The sequence below is a fragment of the Acinetobacter suaedae genome, from assembly GCF_008630915.1.
Classification (GTDB): Bacteria; Pseudomonadota; Gammaproteobacteria; order Pseudomonadales; family Moraxellaceae; genus Acinetobacter; species Acinetobacter suaedae.
Window position 1 is genome coordinate 359,128 of the sequence record NZ_CP043909.1, and the last position, 18,461, is coordinate 377,588.

The window sequence follows — 18,461 nt, forward strand, 5'->3', positions numbered from 1 at the left end:
AGGTTGGAAGGAAAACTAAGATGAAGTAGATCAATGCAATAAAAAGTGTGGCAAGAAACATTTCATAGAATACGTTCAATATTTCTATAGTGAGGTAATCGTTAGGTGCGAAAAAAACGGACAATATAAAAAAAATTGGAATACCAGCATACAGAGGGGTTTGAATCAAACTACGCCAAATTTGATCTTTACTGACATCAAGCCGTTGGGTAAGTAATTTATAAAAACTCAGGATCATTGTTTTATCTAAGTGAAAGGGTTAGGAAAATTGGTTGTGGCTAATATTTAACTAATCAACTATACGTCACCATGTGACGCATTGCATCTCCCATGCTCTTAATTTCACAATATGAAAATGCTAATTTTTAAACGATATTCTCTGTTCTCATCAGGTCGTTTGAAATGTCTGATCGCATTCGTGAAAAATTGCAAATTCTTGCGGACGCTGCCAAATATGATGTGTCCTGTTCTTCCAGTGGTAGTGACCGTAAAAATAAAGACAAGGGCCTAGGTGATGCCAGTCGGTCAGGGATTTGCCATAGCTATACTGAAGATGGTCGTTGTGTTTCATTACTGAAAATCCTGTTCAGTAATGTCTGTATTTTTGATTGTGCTTATTGTGTGTCACGCCGTTCTAATGACGTCAAACGTGCTGCATTTACCGTACAAGAAGTGGTTGATCTGACCATTAATTTTTATCGTCGTAATTATATAGAGGGATTATTCCTTAGCTCAGGCATTTTTAAATCCGCAGACCATACGATGGAGCGGATGCTTCAAGTGGTGAAAAAACTACGTCTAGAAGAAAATTTTAATGGCTATATTCACCTCAAAACCATTCCAGGTGCATCGCCTGAACTGATTCATGAAGCAGGGCTTTATGCTGACCGTATGAGCATTAATTTAGAAATGCCAACTGAGATCGGATTAAAAGCGTTTGCCCCTGAAAAATCACATCAAGAAGTGCAAAAAGATTTAGGTTTGGTTCGAGATCGACTGATTCAACTCAAAGATGAACGTCAAATTATTAAGCATGTGCCGAAATATGTACCCGCAGGGCAGACCACACAGATGGTGGTCGGCGCACATCAGGAAACAGATCAAGATGTGTTGGTAATGGCAGATCGACATTACAAAGAATTTAAACTCAAACGTGTCTATTTCTCAGGCTATATTCCAATTAATACAGAAAATAACTATTTACCAGCAGTCGGTTCTGCACCGCCATTATTAAGGGAAAATCGACTGTATCAAAGTGATTGGTTGATGCGTTTTTATGGTTTTGAAGTCAATGAAATCGTCAATGAAAAGCATCCACATTTAGATTTGGATGTAGACCCAAAACTGAGTTGGGCATTACGTCATCCAGAACAGTTTCCAGTGGATTTAAATCGTGCTGACTATCGCATGATCCTTCGTGTACCCGGTATCGGAGTGAAATCAGCCAAGAAAATCGTACAAGCGCGTCGTTTTGGCAAGATACATACTGATTTACTGAAACAACTCGGTGTGGCGTATTCACGTGCCAAGTTTTTTATTCGTTGTGAAGACAGTCCACGGTTTCAAAAGGAACTTTCTACGACTGACATTCGTCAACAGATATTAATGCAGGGTTCATCTAAATACGTGAAACAACTGTCACCACAGCTGAGTTTAGGATTCTAATCATGCTCAGTGATACGGTGGTTTATTACTACTTTGATGGATCAATGGTGGGTTTGCTTAACTGTGTATTTCGTGCGTTCCAATTTAAAGAATTCCACGTGCAACTCTGTTTAAACCAAGGCGCACAGCATGGTTTATTCGCGACGGTGGTTGAAATTCCAAATCATGCGCAACGTGTTTGGTCAGCCTTACAGCGGAAATTATCGCATTCATCTTTGAGACAATTTTATTTTGCCTATTTATCAGAATCCTTGGATGCCTATCAGCATTTATTTAATTACTGTATCTATGTCTTTCGACATCAACATTCAGTTGAGAAAAATTATTCGCATCCCAGTGTTTTAGCAATTTCGCAATGGACCAAAAAGGTGGGACGCGAAAAGCATCGCATGGAAGCTTTTGTGCGTTTTAAGAAAACCACAGATGGATTGTTTTTAAGTTTGGTTCGCCCAGATTTTAATGTATTGCCTTTGATTCAACCGCATTTTAAACGTCGTTATCAAGATCAACGTTGGTTGATTTATGATGAACAACGCAAATATGGTCTGTACTATGATTTGTGCGAGATCCATGAAGTCTCTTTAGAAGCCCATCAGATAGACTGTAATATTGGAAATGGTGCCAGTCAAAATTTTCAATTAGAATTAGATGAACACGAAGAATTATATGATCAGCTTTGGAAAGATTATTTTAATAGTATTAATATTAAAGAGCGTCAGAATGTGAAATTGCATGTGCAGTATTTACCAAAACGTTATTGGCGCTATCTCAATGAAAAAATTATCTAAAGGATTTTATTAAATAATACAGCTCCTTAGAGTTTGATTTTGACGAATAGGCTTTGTGAAGACTGAAAAAATAAAAGGAAGTATTAATTTTAAGTAAATGTTATGTTATAACGTTTCAAAATTAATACAAATCAGTCCAACAGGAAAAATAAGCATGAATAGGTTAAAACAAACTTATCTACTAAGTGTTTTATTCAGCAGTGTGTTGTTGTCAGCATGTGGGGGGAGTAGTAACTCATCTAGCTCATCATCAAATACACAAAAGCCAGAACAGCCAGCTCAAAGTCATGAAGGTCGTCTAGCCATTGCCAATGCGGATACAGAACGTCCTTCGTTATCGGTCTATGACCTTAAAGATCAGAAAGTGATTGATACCAAAGCATTAAATTACATGCCTTCAGCGATGTATAGCAGCCCTCAATTACGTTATGCAGTGATGTTGAGCCGTAATAATGGGGTGGTGCAATTTGCTGATGGTGGTGTCTTTACGCAAAGCAACCAACTCAAAATCAATACACCTAATATCTTAACGTTCCAATTGAGTGGTGCAACGCCTGCACATTATCGTAGTTTCAATGGTATGGCGGCGTTGTTCTATGATGGTAGCGATACAGAGGTGTCTAAGTTTGATGTGTTCAATGACGGCATGATCACTCAGAAAATTATAGCCACTCAACAGCTGCCAAAAAGACATCATGGTGTTGCTGAACCACGTGGTGAGTATGTGTTAAGTACTTATCTGCCAACAGATGCAAGCACATTAAGCATAGTCAAAAGCTATCATATTCATGGTGATCACTTCCATGAAGAGCAGACTTTAACCAATCCATGTAATCGTTTACATGGAGCAGCCTCGATTGCTAAATATGCTGCATTTGGCTGTGAAGATGGTGTTTTGGTCGTCGAACAGAAGAAAGATGCATTTGTAGATAAAAAGGTTTTTATTGACCAACGAATTTCTACCATTGCAGGGCATGAAAAAATTAATCAGTTTGCTGCTTTTGCATCAGGTACACATGATTTATTTATTGTTGATCCTGAAAAATTAAATGCAATGAGCTTAAATTGGTCAGTAGGTGCGAAAGAATTAGATGGGACAACGGCTGTTCGACGTTTACAGCAAAGTTTTGATGCGACAGGGCGCTATCTCGCGATTTTAGATAGTATGGGAGCTGTACATGTCATTGATACACAAACTTGGCAACGTCTTGGTCAGATCCAAGCGATTCAAAATGTAATTGGTGGTGAGCTTGCTAAAAGCCGTTTAGTGGTCAATGCCGCTTCGGATACGCTATTTATCAATAACACTGAAGCAAAAACCATTATTGAACTTGATTTGAAAAACTTAAAAATCAAGCAAACCATTCAATTGAATGATGTACCAAACACCTTTACTTGGTTAGGGGTAGTAAAAAATTAACTGATATTTGCGTATAAAAAAAACAGCCCAAAGTGGGCTGTTTTTTAGGTCAGGACTTCTACAAATCGATAGAGCTGTAGGCCTTAAAATTAGAGGAAGAAGAGGTAGATAAAGATCGACACGACCGCCACACACAATACATTCAACATAAAGCCGACTTTCATCATTTCACTTTGTTGAATATGCCCAGTACCAAATACAATCGCATTTGGTGGCGTTGCAACAGGAAGCATAAAGGCACATGACGCACCGATACCAATCACAATCACAAGAATTTCTTTTGGTAACCCCATTTGCGCAGCAATTGCAGCAAATACAGGAACCAATAAAGCTGCAGATGCAGTATTACTGGTCAACTCGGTTAAGAAAATAATAAAGGCTGCGACCACAACAATCACAACGAATGGAGAGGCATCGCCGAAAGCATTGGCTAGTGTTTGGCCCAGCACCAATGAAGAGCCTGAATCTTTTAAAACCGCACTTAAAGTTAAACCACCGCCGAAGAGCATCAATACGCCCCAATCAGTGTTATCTGAAATATCTTTCCATGTGGCAATACCTAAAATCACCACCATACACGCAGCGCTCAGGGCGACCCATGTATCTGGTTGGCTGATTCCGAATTTCTCACTTACGCTTTTGCCAAAAATCCAACCGATTGCAGTGACAATAAATAAAATCATGGTCAGTAGACGGTCGCGATTCCAAGGAATCGATTCAGCTTTAAACTCAATTCGGTGATTTAATTTAGGACGTAAAATGAAATATAGACTGATGAGCATGGCAGGGAAAATTAATAACATCAGCGGTAAGCCGATTTTCATCCAGTCCGCGAAATCATAGCCTAAAGCTTTTGCCGCAATTGCGTTTGGTGGTGAACCAACCAATGTTCCTAAACCGCCAATGTTGGCTGAATAAGCGATCCCCAGCAAAATAAAAACAAAGGTTTTACGTTCTTTAGCAATATCTAAATGTGTTAATAAGCCTAATGCAAGAGGGAGCATCATCGCTGCGGTTGCTGTATTCGAAATCCACATTGACAAAAAGGCAGTCACAATACAGATCGCCAAGACCGCTAAGCCCAAATGTCCACGTGATAAGGCGATCACCCACATTGCAATCTTTCGGTCAAGCTTTTGCACATGTAATGCTGTTGCTAGAGCAAAACCCCCGAAAAATAGGAAAATAATTGGGTCAGCGAAAGTGCTCAGAGCTTTAGTGGTTGTGATCGGACTGACTTCATCATTGCTGCCTACACTTGGCATTCCGATGAGTACAGCGAGCACAGGAACCATAAGTGCTGTAATGGTGATGTGGATTGCTTCTGTGAGCCATAAAACACCAATAAAGAATAATAAACTTAAACCTTTGTTGGCATTTTGCTCATAAGGGAGAATTTCATATAAACCGAATGACAGCAAGGCTGCAATCGCAATAATCACCCAACCGCGTAGCACGCCTTTCGGCATCGCATTGGTTGGTGTTTCTAAGTGAGGAACATTCATACAATATCCTTATTTGTGTTGTTATTTGTCATGAAGTTACATATGACAGAATAACGGTATTGCTCGCAATATATCGTAAATACTAACTTCGATCATCCATGTAAAAATTTTCATTGAGCTGTCTGATTCATCCAACTCATGTCATAGATGCTGAGATTAATTTTTTGCTGGTAACTTAGGGATTGGATTAAAGAAAGTTGATCACTTAAAAGTGAAATGAGCAAAGTACTAATCCAGATTTTAAATTTAAATATTTTAAATCAATCCCTTATGTTTTTAAGCATCGTCCTGACTTTGATAAATCATTTCAAAGTTTATGCTGTCCAGTTTTTGTACGGTTGAATTTTATTGTATTTGGCGACTTATGGATATTTAGTTTTTTGATAAAAAAATAGGGAATATTTATTTCACTTATAAAACTATGTATGGTTGTATTTTATTGTTTTTAAATAATAAATTATATTTTTTGCAGGGTTAGACTTTAGTCTAATAATTGCTTAAATGTTGGGATATTAGGCGCTTTTTGATGAACGTGTGTATGTTTTAAGGTGTAAGTTAAATATACCTTCATGGTGATTAAGCATATAATTGCTCGATTGATGATGACGACATAATTCTATTAAGGTGCATTGTGAGCTTGACCCAATCAGACTGGCTAAACGTTCTTAAACCGAATTATAAAGTCCTTCCCGTAAAAGAACGTTTGCTTTCGGCGGTAGGGGCTTTGTGCGGTTTAGCGATTTCATCTTTATTAAGCTGGTATGTTTTAGATGGTATGAATGCATGGTATATCGCACCTATGGGAGCATCATCCGTTCTATTATTTGCTTTACCAAATAGCCCTTTAGCTCAGCCTTGGAATGTTGTTATTGGCAATACTTTGGCAGCTTTTATCGGAGTGGTATGTGTCGAATTATTGCCAGATTTAACAACCGCCTTTAGTGTTGCGGTGGGGTTAGCAATTTTTGTGATGATGACGACTGATTCCTTGCATCCGCCGAGTGGGGCAGTAGCAATTACAGCTGTATTAGGTGGTGATGCGGTTCATCGTCTAGGTTTTTATTTCATTCTTTATCCTGTATTGCTGAATACAATCATATTGTTGCTGTTTGCGGTTTTGTTTAATCGTTTGATTGGACGTCATTACCCAATAACTGCACATATCAATGTGCGTTCTAAGGATCCAACACCAACACAAAAGGTTTCGATCCAACCAAAAGATATCGAATATGCACTAGAGCAGCACACTGAGTTACTGGATATTAGTCAGTATGATTTAGAAAAAATTATTTTGGATGCGCAAGAGCGTGCACAAGGGCGATTGCATCTTGATTTTGTCTGTCAGGACATTATGAGTAAAGATGTGATTAAACTGCATGAGGATGATGATATTCATCAAGCCTTAGATAAATTTAAGGCAGTGAATTTGATGAGTTTGCCAGTTGTAAATAATCAGAATCACTTGGTTGGGACACTCGCTTTATATGAAGTAGTCGAGTGGTTTAAAAATGCCACGGATCCACGAAACTCTTGGCAGCATTACGTCAAACAAATTATGAGTCGACGTGTAGTAACGGTAGATCCAATGCAACCCATTCAGGATTTGGTACCTTATTTTGTTGAGAAATCATTTAATTATATTCCTGTGATTGAACAACAGTGTTTAGTCGGGATGATTAGTCGTGCGGACATGATTGCTGCTTTGCAACAACGATTAAGTCAATAAACTGATGAGCAAAAAAAAGCTACGGTTGTATTAGGGGTAAACTCAACCGTAGCGACCAAAATGGATAAGAGGGATTAGTGGTTCATATTTTTCTCATCATAAATCGTTTTTACAGGTTGTTGATAACCTTGAATATGTGTGGCGTGTGTATCCTGCTTTTTTGGAATAACCAGCCATAAAATGAGGTAGACCAAAATACCTGGAAATGCTGCACTCATAATCGAGATCACAACAAAAATTAGACGTAGTAAATTTGCATTCCAACCAAATCGTTCAGCAATACCGCCCATTACACCTGCGATCATGCTTTTTTGGTTTGAGCGATATAAACCAGGATTGGTCATTGAACTTCTCTCCTTAACTAAATGAAAGGTCAGTGAAAAATAAGTTTTTAACTTGTTGTTTACCGATAATTATGAGATAGGGGCAGTTCAAATAATTTAAAGTTTAAATAGGCGAGAAATTAGTTACGATGTGTAATTTCTTGCTGGAAAAAAAGACAGTATCGCCTAAAATGCACCGACTTAATGCATGTCGTTTTACCTCATGCTAAGGTTTTATCGTTTTGCATGGATACGAATTGATTCAAAGAGTTCGTATATTAATGTGGTTGATACACGCTAACATATTCCAAGTATGTAGGCTGATTACACGATAATCATGTTGATGTTAGAGATTTGTGGATATGCAGTTTAGGTTGTCCTTCCCGCATTTTAGTGTAGGAGTTTTATTGGTTCTAGGTTTGAGTGCTTGTGATAATCACCATCCTGAACCGACTCAACAAACTCCAATACAACCGAATCAAGATATGAAAGTTGTAGATGAGCAACCATCGGCGGCGGATGAGGGTGTGTCTTTAACTAAGATAGCGGGACAAGCATCGTTACCTTATTCGGGGAGTCGGGCACGCAATTTGACTCAACCTTCGGAAGCAAGTTTAGCTTATGTCGGGCGCTATCACGCTCGTATCCCATGTTCTGATCCTTTTGCCGGTTGTGTGAATCAAGAAAATGAAGCTGAGTATATTCTCAATCTGCTTGAGGATGGTTCAGTTTATTGGACGAATACTAGTTTTGGTCGCCTTGGTATGGATCCTTCACGTAATGTCGCTAAAATAGAGCAGATGTGTAATCAAGTGCAATGGTATGCACATGAAGAGCAGAATGAAATAATGGTGCGTTGCGACGCTGCAAATATTAATTTGTATTATCAGATTGATCGGAATCAGGATTTGGTTCTAGATTTAGATAAATTGTGGCATGGGAATAATGGTGAGAATCAAGCATTCTTTAAAGAATACCCATTTCCTAAAAAAGCCTATGTCTTTAAAAAAGTCGATTAGACATAAAAAAGAGCGCTTAAAGCGCTCTTTTTTTACAGTTTCGATTAGTAATCGAAACTGAAATGTTCTGGTGCAAGAGATGTCAAGGTGCGTGACGGTGTAACCATTGATTCAGCATGACCTTGAGCGCGTGGTAATAAACGGTCAAAGTAGAAGTCTGCAACTTTAATTTTTGCTTTATAGAACTCAGGCGTTTCGATACCATTGCCAGCTTCTAATTTCTCAGAAGCAATTACTGCTTGTTGAGCCCAGAAGTAAGCCATCATCACATAACCAGAGAACATCAAGAAATCTACTGAAGCAGAAGACACGATGTCACGGTCTTTACGTGCAGCAAGCATGATACGAACAGTTAAGGTATTCCACTGTGCACATAGCTTAGTTAAGTCCCATGCAAAACGACGTAAGTATTTATTACGTGCATGCGTTGCACAGAACTTTAAGATTTCAGCAGTGTAGTCACGAACGACTTTACCTTTAGAGCTCAAAAGTACTTTACGGCCGATGAGGTCTAGTGCTTGGATACCCGTTGTACCTTCATACAACGTTGAGATACGAGCATCGCGTGCGATTTGTTCCATACCCCATTCACGGATATAACCATGACCACCGTAAACTTGCATACCATGGTTTGCTGCTTCTAAACCAAGTTCAGTTAAGAAACCTTTAAGAATTGGTGTATAGAAGCCAAGCTTGTCATCATATTCTTCAAATTTAGCTTGATCGCCATTTGCTAAAGCATCAGACATTTTGTCTGCAAGTTTTGCAGCATGGTAGATCATTGAGCGACCACCTTCAGCAATTGCTTTTTGAGTTAATAGCATACGACGTACATCTGCATGGTGAATAATCGCATCACCTACGCGCTCAGGTTCTTTCTTACCCGAAAGAGCACGCATTGACATACGGTCTTTTGCATAAGGTAAAGCACCTTGGAAAGATAATTCAGCGTGTGCGATACCTTGAACAGCAGTACCGATACGAGCAGTATTCATAAAGGTAAACATTGCATGTAAACCTTTGTTGATTTCGCCAATCAAGTAACCTGTTGCATTATCAAAGTTTAATACGGCAGTTGCAGATGCTTTGATCCCCATCTTGTGTTCGATCGAACCACAAGAAACCGTATTGCGTTCACCTACACCGCCATCAGCAGTCGGGATGAATTTAGGTACGATGAATAAAGAAATACCACGTGTACCAGCTGGTGCGTCTGGAAGACGAGCAAGTACGATATGGATGATGTTCTCAGTTAAATCATGCTCACCTGCAGAGATGAAGATTTTAGTACCAGAGATTTTATAAGTGCCGTCAGCAGCAGGTTCTGCTTTAGTTTTTACTTGACCTAAGTCAGTACCACATTGAGGCTCGGTTAAGCACATTGTGCCAGACCAAGTACCTTCAACAAGTTTAGGCATATAGGTGTTTTTTTGTTCATCTGTACCAAATTGCATGATGGTATTCATACAACCTGTACTTAAACCTGGATACATGGTGAATGACCAGTTGGCAGTACCCATCATTTCAGATTTAATGAGGTTCAAAGACATTGGTAAGCCTTGGCCACCAAATTCTTCAGGATAAGAAAGACCTTGCCAGCCGCCCATAACAAATTGGTCATATGCTTCTTTAAAACCTTTAGGCGTCGTGACTTCACCATTGTTGAATGTGCAGCCTTCTTCATCACCAGATTGGTTAAGTGGAGAAAGCACATTTTCGCAATAATCTGCTGCACCTTCCAAAATCATATCTACAGTTTCAGCATCCGCATTTTGACCACTTGTCAAAGTTTGGTAATGTGCTGGATAATCTAACATTTCGTTCATCAAGAAACGAACATCACGGAGCGGGGCTTTATATGCTGGCATAATCTTAATCCTGTATTTGAATCATTTTGGATTATCTGTTTCGATAATTTAGATTATTCACAATGGTAATCAAAATACATTGATAAGCCCAGTAGAAAAAAATGTCAGAAAAGCGAATTTTGTAAGGCTTTGATTCGTGAGCTAGTCCTTTTTTTATTTGATTTTTAAACGTAAGTCTACAATAGGAATAGGTCGTTTTTTTATTGAAAATATAATGATATAAGGGTGATTGGTAAAACTATGCGTTTAAAATATTTAACTTTATGCTTATTGGGGTTAAGTCTGTCAGCTTGTTCACAGCATGTCATTAAAACCAATACTGCTCAGATGGGGTTGGAGCAAAAAGCGATTAATAGCATCAATGCAATGTATGAATATCCAAGTTATGATTATCGTGGAAAGTTTAATATCAATGTTGAGCAGGATCGTGATCAATCAAGCAATTCAAAAACTAAAACAACCTTAGATGCTGGGGTGAAGCAAAAAGTCGATCAGTACTTACGAGAGCAGAAAGTCAAACTGAATCAACAGCAAAAACAAGCGTTATATGATGCAATGGCACAAGACAATAGTTCCTATGGTCAAGCCAAAGTGGATAAGGTCATTCATGGAATGGCGACGATCTTGAATGATATGCAGTTTGAATACGATGGTTCCGTGCATTATCGTCAAAAAATAGGCTCGTTTAATTTAACCGCAAGATATGAAAAACCGACGTTATTGGTACAAGCTAAAGTACCCATGGTATTGGATTTGAATGAGCATAAGTTCTATGTCAATTACTTTGGTTTGATGCCGTATTTGGTGAATAAAGAAAATCAGAATAATTTAGCTTATTTTGATTTTTCTAAGTATCAAAGCTTGATTAAACAAGTCGATTATAAGAAGTTTGTTGAGTATCTCAAAGCATCAAGTGGTGTATTTTATCGTTTAGCTGACTCGCAAAATATCCATACTTTACCTGTGTCATCTGCAGAGCGCACCGCGGGTGTCGTTGAAAAAATTCGTTTAAAAACCACTATTGAAGAGGCGATCTTACAGTCAACTTTATATGGTAAGGTCAATGAAAAATATTTAATGCAAGGCATTTTAAATATTAATGAACAGAGCCTAGAAAAATTGATTGCAGATGAAGTTGATGCGCAAAGTAAGAGTAGAACAGGATCTTCTAAAAATACTAAAGCTTCCTCGAATGATGCGAGTGTGGTAAGTCAGCAATTGTATCAATTAGTCAATCAACACTTTGGTGTTGAGGGGGAGGAGGATACCTATGGTTCTGTATCCGATGAAGTGTCTGTTGCTGCTTTAGAAGCAATGGCCGCAGCGGAAGCAAACAACGCTACAGCGAGGGAAAGTAAATATAATAGCAGTGATGCAACCAGTGAAGTAAATCTCGAAGCAATAATGGCAGCGGCCGATGCACCTCAAACTGTTGCTAGGGACGATGATGTGGAAGCTACTGATGAAAATGGCTTAAGTCGTGAGCAGTGTGGTTCTTTATTATCAAATCCAAAAATCATCTATGGTGATGCTCAGTATTGCCAAAGTATGCATGGCATTGATGTGTTTCATCCAACACAGCCCAACACCTCTGATTTAGTTTCCTATATTGCAAAATTAAGTGCTTTAGAAGAATTATTTTCTGTCTATAACCAAGCGCAGTTTATTGATGATCATGCATTCAAAACACTATGGATGAAACACCAAACTGAAATTAATCAAGCTTTACCTGCGAAGGATAAACGCAATCCATTGATCATGGATATTAGTTTGGATGAAAAAGGACGCGCGATTAATTATGACTATGATCTAAATTACACCTCTCCAGAATTGCGATCACGTGTGAACATTAAAGCGGATATGCAAGTTTTGAATTATGGGAAAGGCACACCAATTGACCGGGCGCAATTAAAGCGTGCGAGAACATGGTCAGAAGTGAGTAAGGGGTCGATGTTAGAGCAAACGATTGAACGTTTTTCTGAAAAAATGGGACAGTCGGGGATTGTAGAGCGCGAAGCTCAACCTTATACCTTGTCTTTAGATGATCAACTGAAAGAGATTGCTGCACAACGTTATGATGCAACTCGTTCTTATGAGCAAACGTATAAAGCCATATTTATTACTAAATTAACAGAAAGCTCGCCACAGATTGTACAGCGTTATTCAACTCAAGAGTTGCAAGAAATAGCAAGTGTCTATGCGTATTGGTACTCAAGTGAAGAAGTCTATAATCCAAAGGGTGCAGCACTCAAAACGATAGAAGCATTGCAGAAGAAACATCATTTAGAAGACGATGAACAGTTCAATCATCCTTTGGGGGAAGCTGTGTATCGTATTGTGAGTTATGCGATGCGTAGTGACCAAGATCGCCAGGCATGGAAAAAGTTGCAAGCACAATATAAACAGCCGCAGCAGTTATTTGCTAAACAATATCAAATTCAATTTGAACGTGAGAATGGTGCCTCAAGTGAGGAGAAAATCTTGCTAGAGCAAACTGCAAATATTTTAGGACAAGTTTATGTGGCAGCACGTCATAACAAGTTGACTCTGAAAACAATTCAAAACTTAAAGGTTGAACATGAAGCATTTATTGATTATGAAATCTTTAAAGATGTTTATCAAAAGATGCTGAGTCCGAAATAGGATATTTATGTTATACAAAGAACTGAGCTGCTTTCGGGTAGCTCAGTTCTTTTTGTTATATATCATGGCACTTAATGTTAAAGTATCACATAAGTATTAAAAATGTCCTTCGGGGGTGTCATGAAAAAACAATCTTTAACGCTGTCAATGGCGTTGCTAGGACTTATAGGGTGTGCGCATCAGCCAGTGCAACAGGCTCAATCTCTGCCTTTAAATCAACAGGTTTATCAAGCCTATGAAACTTTAACAAGCAAACAACCTTATGCATTTTCAGCCAAGATGAGTTTTGATGTGGGTATGGCACCTTCTTCTACTCAAAAAGCCAAGGTGCCTCTCACTCAACCTGAAAAATTATTACAACAACTTTTAACGGAGCAAAAGCAATTAAAACCTGAACAGCGACAATGGATGCAAGAGGGCTTAGAGAAACACGATTACCGTTCCAACCCGAATAAAGCCAAAAGAGATCAGCAAGTTGGTCAATTGGTGACAGCATTATTGCAACGTTATTACTATACGATAGATGGGGTGGTTGATTTAAAGCGTGGTCAAATGAGCATGACACCTACGTTAGGTTACCAAACCAACAATCTTGAGGCACATATTAAAGTTCCTTTGGCGATCGATCTTAAGCAAGCACGTTTATATGCCGATGTTTCTGCGTTGTCGCCGTTGTTGACAGATGTGCACTATGATAATCGTTATGTATTTTTTGATTTTAAAGAATTTTTAAGATCCCGTGATGCTGATCTCCAACCAGCACTGCAGTTTCTAAAAGACTTAGTGTTGGTCAATGCTGCTTTGACGGATAATGAAGACTATAAGCGTATTGCGCTTAGTGAGGATGATCGGAAACAAGGTGGTGTCACACGTATTCAATCGCAAAGTTATTATGATGAATTCATAGCGCAACAGTTATTATATTTTTACGTTAATCAGCGCTATTTAAAAAAGAGTTTTTCTAAACAAGAGTCGGTATATGGTTTATTGGATTTTTCACCGAAAAATTTGTTGAATGATAAGCGTAATATTAAAAAAATAATGAAAATGGAGGGTGAGTCATCGCAAAAAGATGTAGAAGAACAAAGTAAAGCGGCAATGCGTCGCTTAAATGCGGCAATTGATGCTTATTATTATGAAAAAAATCCTAATAAAGTATTAAAAAACAAAAAGAACACAACTGGATCTGTGAAATCGTTAGAACCAAGTATTAAAACGATGGCACAGGGACTAAGTCTCTTTGAGTCGTATCAAACTGATCAGTTTGTGTCAGCGCAGCAGTTGCGTGATATTGTGAGACAACAACCTGATGCTTATCAAAAATTAATTCAAGCCATGGGGCAAGAATTACAGAGTGGTGGTATGGCTAAAATGCCTTATATCACGGATTTACTTTTGGATGAGCAAGGACGTCCGCTTCGTTTGATGATAGAGACACGCTTAAAAGGTTTTGAAAAACTCGGGATTTCGAATTTGAGTTCGCATCTTGTGATGAATTTCTCAGACTACGGTGTGGCTAAAGTTGATCGTACTCAGTTGCGTCATGCGGTAACTTTGGCTGAAGCATCTAATGAAAACAGTATGTTGAATTTGTCGGGAATTTTAAGTGGAAAATCATCGAGCAGCCAAAATTGGTATAAGCGTGATCGCTATCAACGCTTGGCAAATGCATGGTTAACACAAGGTTTAGATTATCGTCAAAGCTATGCATTGTTATATCGCTATGCTTATGTGCTTGAGGGCAAAGAGCGAAATAAAGAAGTAGATATGGAGGAGTTAAAAAAGGCTGCCGATGGTTTAGCAATAGAATCTGCATTGAAACATCAAGTCTTGAAGAGCCAACCGAAGCAGTTTGATGCAGAGGCACTGAAAAAGAATCCATATAATGATGACTATGTGAACCGTTATGTTGATGGTCAGTTTTTGATGGCTTATCAGGATTATCAACTGCAACAACAATTTAAGAAAATGCGTCAACAGGGCGTACCTGATGCAAGTATTTTTAGCCGTCTATATTTGATGGCAGAGACACATCGCTTAGGAAAATCCTTTGGACAAGGGCGTAATAGCGCTGATACGCATTATTTAATGTATGTTAAAGCATTAGGGATCATTGCAACTGATGACATGAAAAATCAAGAAATCAATGCAATGCAACTGCGTGCTTTTACTGTGGAAATGCTGGATCGTGTTAATTCACGTAGTTATGAGAAAGTCTATGCTCTGTTTTTAGAATAAGACAGTGATAAAGGTTTGTTATTCTTCGTATGAAATTTTAAGTCTACAGCCGCTATCGAAGATAGCTGGCTGTAATGCTGTTTATTTGACGCTAAAATTCATTTAACCAAGAAAATTAGTCATTACGGCCTAAAAAGTCTCTTAGCTCAGGTTTTACCCCATTCCAAATATAAAAGGATTCTATCGCTTGACCAACCAGCATACCAAAACCATCACTAGAAGGAATTTGGCGGGCTTGGGCTTGATCTAAGAAACTTGAAGGCTTGCCATAGGCCATTTCATAGGCATGATGGAACACAAGGCTTTTGGGTAGTTGTAACGCATCGCCTGTTAAGCTTGCCGATGTTGCGTTAATCACGATATCAAATTCGCCAGTGAGTTGTTCTAGGCTGACAGCATAAAGCACTGCATTTGGTACCGCATCTCTCAAATCTTCAACCAATTGTTCTGCACGTGTTAGAGTTCGGTTGGCGATAACGACTTGTTTTGCTCCGGCTTGAACGAGTGGGTAAATCACACCACGGGTTGCACCACCAGCCCCCAAAATGAGAATACGGCTATTCTCAAGGTTCCAGTCTAATGCTTGAATCGCTGCAACCAAGCCTTGTCCATCCGTGTTATCGCCATGAAGTTTGCCATCCTGCATCCAAAGCGTATTCACAGCTTTGGCAATCTTGGCACGTTCAGTTAGTTGATCGCACAGTGCAAAAGCTTGCTCTTTAAATGGTACCGTAACGTTCATGCCCACACCATTTTGATTAAAGAACGCTTTGACTGCAGATTCGAAGCCATCTAGCGGAGCAAGGAGTTTTTTATAATTCAAATCAACGCCTGTTTTTGCTGCAAACGCATGATGTAATTCAGGTGAGCGAGATTGTTCGATTGGATTTCCAATTACAGCAAATTGTTTGGTCATAGATATTGATTAGAGTGAGAGTAGTTGAAGTTTATAAAGTTGAAGGAGATGCTGCAATATCGATTTATGTCTCAAGATTTGTAATTCCATGATCAAGTAGTCATAACGTGTTTAAATACATGGTTCAATCAGCTAAATTCCTAGTAGTATGGCTATATTTTTAATTCGACATGCGGAAAGTGCCGCTAATATTAATATACGGAGCGAGTCACATGCATCGATTGCTTTAAGTGAGCATGGGAGGAGACAGGCTGAACAACTATGTTCTGTTTTGCCTTCGATTCAGCATGTCATTATTTCTAAATATCGAAGAACTTACCAGACAGCAGAACCAATCTTACAAAAATACAGAATCACTGCAGAGATAGATGAGAGCATTCATGAGTTTAGCTATCTTTCTGAACGCAAGTGTGCAAATACCAATTTAGATGATCGAAAAGCGTGGGTAAGAGCTTATTGGGATAGGATGGACTTTAATTATTGTGATGCTGATGATGCTGAATCTTTTGCTGATTTATATAATCGGGTGCAGCTTTTCCATGAAAAATTAAGCTATTTGGCACAGCAATATCTAGATAAGAATCTAGCTGTATTTACGCATGGACAATTTTTACAATTATTGCTCACACTAAAGTATGCACCACAGCCTTTAAGCCGTGAGCTGATGCAAAATTTTAGATCGGATTTAATTCACCGACCAATTCAAAATACAGCCATTTTTTTATTTTAAGGTGTTCAAAAAACTCATCCCTGAGCTTTATGTTAGGGATGAGTAATTTAATTTACTTATTTAAACCTAACCAATCTCTTGGTTTTAAATAATAATCGGTGAGACGTTTCTCAGGTGAGTCAGCTTCCCACTCTGGGCGATAAGACCAGCCAGCCAGATTTGGTAAGCTTACGAGAATGGATTCAATCCGTCCACCTGTTTGTAGGCCGAATAAAGTACCACGGTCATAAACTAAATTATATTCAACATAACGACCACGGCGATACAGTTGGAACTCACGCTGTGCTTCGGTATAAGGTTGTTCACGATGTTTTTCAAAAATCGGTAGGATTGCCTCTAAATAACCATTTCCTACGGCCTGTATATATTTGAAACAAGTTTCGAAATCCCACTGATTCAAATCATCAAAGAATAAACCACCAACGCCACGCTGTTCATCACGATGCTTTAAATAGAAATAATCATCACACCATTGTTTATGTTCAGCATAGACATTTTCGCCAAAAGGCTGACATAGGTCATAGGCAGTTTGATGCCAGTTCTGAACATCCTCATCATCTGGATAAAATGGGGTTAAGTCAAAACCACCACCAAACCACCATACTGGAGCTTGGCCTTCAGGCTCAGCGACGAATAGGCGTACATTGGCATGAGAGGTTGGAATATTCGGGTTTTTAGGATGAATCACAAGTGATACACCCAACGCTTGTGCTTTTGCACCTGCAATTTGTGGATGACGTTCAGTGGCCGAAGCGGGGAGTTTGCTGATATTGATGTGGGAGAACATCACTCCACCTTTTTCAATTACTTCACCATTTTGCACAACCCGTGAGCGACCACCGCCACCCTCGGTTCGTTGCCAATCATCAATGATAAACTCAGCGGTTCCGCCGCCTGCACGTTCCTGTTGCTCTAGTCCTGTACAAATTCGTGCTTGAAGATCGAGTAAAAACTCGCGAACACGTTGAATATCAGCTGAAGTTGGATGCTGCATGATGATCCTCTTGAGGTGATCTGGGAATTAGTTACATCAAAACATAAATCCATAAAGAAAGTAAGGGATTTGGTTTTAATATTTACTTTTTAGATCAATTCGCTATCAAATAAGTGTTTAGTGCTTGCTGGTTATGTTTAGGGAGAAAGATTATTTTGTTCGATCAATTTGTTGATTTCTTCACCATACATCCAAGTATTTAGAATACCTTCTGAACTCTCTAAACCTGTTATATCCAAAAAATGTTCAAAAGTCGTAGCAACTTGTTCTCTATCTTCTGTATCTAAAGTATCAGGATTAATTTGATGGATACCATCAGAGAGAATCTTAAGTCGTTGTTCTTTGCTGGGGTGTTTAGAATGTTGATAGAGATGAATATAAGATTCAGCAGTTTGGGCTACTTTTTGATTTAATAATTCTTTTAGTTTCTTATCTTCTACGCCTGAATATAGATAACCATTACTAGCAAAATGATCTTGTTTCTGAAATTGGTGTAGCTGCTCGATCACTCTATTTGATGAGTTATCGTTATGCTCATTCGCTTTAGTACAACCACTTAGTAACAGGAGACCTGTTACTAAGAAAATGCTTAATAATTTCACTTTTATGGATACTCTTATTGAATG

The 18,461-nt window shown here is 38.7% G+C and carries 14 protein-coding genes; 8 read left to right on the forward strand and 6 right to left on the reverse strand.

Annotated elements, in window-relative coordinates; all coding sequences use genetic code 11:
* The first annotated feature begins 402 nt into the window (after positions 1-402).
* From F2A31_RS01710 to F2A31_RS01720, 3 genes are all read left to right on the forward strand, one after another.
* Positions 403-1,665: a putative DNA modification/repair radical SAM protein gene (locus tag F2A31_RS01710; protein WP_150024911.1), complete on the forward strand. Its 1,263-nt coding sequence runs from the start codon at positions 403-405 to the stop codon at positions 1,663-1,665.
* Positions 1,666-1,667: 2 nt separating this feature from the next.
* Positions 1,668-2,453 carry a TIGR03915 family putative DNA repair protein gene (locus tag F2A31_RS01715; protein WP_150024912.1) on the forward strand — a complete coding sequence of 262 codons (786 nt, stop codon included), beginning with the start codon at positions 1,668-1,670 and terminating at the stop codon, positions 2,451-2,453.
* A 154-nt stretch (positions 2,454-2,607) separates the two neighbouring features.
* A complete protein-coding gene (locus F2A31_RS01720; protein ID WP_150024913.1) occupies positions 2,608-3,873 on the forward strand; it encodes a YncE family protein in 1,266 nt (421 codons plus the stop codon).
* 89 nt (positions 3,874-3,962) lie between these two features.
* Here F2A31_RS01720 and F2A31_RS01725 read toward each other — a convergent pair whose 3' ends face one another.
* Positions 3,963-5,378 (reverse strand): SLC13 family permease, encoded by a 1,416-nt coding sequence (locus tag F2A31_RS01725; protein WP_150024914.1) that lies wholly within the window; start codon positions 5,376-5,378, stop codon positions 3,963-3,965.
* Between the two features lie 631 nt (positions 5,379-6,009).
* Here F2A31_RS01725 and F2A31_RS01730 point away from each other — a divergent pair.
* On the forward strand, positions 6,010-7,104 hold the full coding sequence (locus tag F2A31_RS01730) for an HPP family protein (RefSeq protein ID WP_150024915.1): 1,095 nt from the start codon (positions 6,010-6,012) through the stop codon (positions 7,102-7,104).
* A 74-nt stretch (positions 7,105-7,178) separates the two neighbouring features.
* On the opposite strand, the gene F2A31_RS01735 is transcribed toward F2A31_RS01730, so the two are convergent.
* Positions 7,179-7,448, reverse strand: a complete 270-nt coding sequence (locus F2A31_RS01735; protein ID WP_150024916.1) for a PspC domain-containing protein — start codon at positions 7,446-7,448, stop codon at positions 7,179-7,181.
* 341 nt (positions 7,449-7,789) lie between these two features.
* Here F2A31_RS01735 and F2A31_RS01740 point away from each other — a divergent pair, with 341 nt between their 5' ends.
* Positions 7,790-8,446, forward strand: a complete 657-nt coding sequence (locus tag F2A31_RS01740; protein ID WP_150024917.1) for a hypothetical protein — start codon at positions 7,790-7,792, stop codon at positions 8,444-8,446.
* A 44-nt stretch (positions 8,447-8,490) separates the two neighbouring features.
* Here the strand turns inward: F2A31_RS01740 and F2A31_RS01745 are convergent, their stop codons facing one another.
* Positions 8,491-10,314, reverse strand: coding sequence for an acyl-CoA dehydrogenase C-terminal domain-containing protein (locus tag F2A31_RS01745; RefSeq protein WP_150024918.1), 1,824 nt, complete (start codon positions 10,312-10,314; stop codon positions 8,491-8,493).
* A 240-nt stretch (positions 10,315-10,554) separates the two neighbouring features.
* Between F2A31_RS01745 and F2A31_RS01750 the strand changes: the two genes are divergently transcribed.
* Positions 10,555-12,957 carry a hypothetical protein gene (locus F2A31_RS01750; protein ID WP_150024919.1) on the forward strand — a complete coding sequence of 801 codons (2,403 nt, stop codon included), beginning with the start codon at positions 10,555-10,557 and terminating at the stop codon, positions 12,955-12,957.
* 120 nt (positions 12,958-13,077) lie between these two features.
* Positions 13,078-15,195, forward strand: coding sequence for a hypothetical protein (locus F2A31_RS01755; RefSeq protein WP_150024920.1), 2,118 nt, complete (start codon positions 13,078-13,080; stop codon positions 15,193-15,195).
* Positions 15,196-15,310: 115 nt separating this feature from the next.
* Here the strand turns inward: F2A31_RS01755 and aroE are convergent, their stop codons facing one another.
* Positions 15,311-16,111, reverse strand: a complete 801-nt coding sequence (aroE, locus tag F2A31_RS01760; RefSeq protein WP_150024921.1) for a shikimate dehydrogenase — start codon at positions 16,109-16,111, stop codon at positions 15,311-15,313.
* Between the two features lie 148 nt (positions 16,112-16,259).
* Between aroE and F2A31_RS01765 the strand changes: the two genes are divergently transcribed.
* A complete protein-coding gene (locus F2A31_RS01765) occupies positions 16,260-16,841 on the forward strand; it encodes a histidine phosphatase family protein (protein WP_150024922.1) in 582 nt (193 codons plus the stop codon).
* 52 nt (positions 16,842-16,893) lie between these two features.
* Here the strand turns inward: F2A31_RS01765 and hemF are convergent, their stop codons facing one another.
* Positions 16,894-17,835, reverse strand: coding sequence for an oxygen-dependent coproporphyrinogen oxidase (gene hemF / locus F2A31_RS01770; protein ID WP_150024923.1), 942 nt, complete (start codon positions 17,833-17,835; stop codon positions 16,894-16,896).
* A 137-nt stretch (positions 17,836-17,972) separates the two neighbouring features.
* Complete coding sequence (locus tag F2A31_RS01775) at positions 17,973-18,437, reverse strand: DUF4844 domain-containing protein (RefSeq protein ID WP_150024924.1); 465 nt, start codon at positions 18,435-18,437, stop codon at positions 17,973-17,975.
* Positions 18,438-18,461 lie beyond the last annotated feature (24 nt).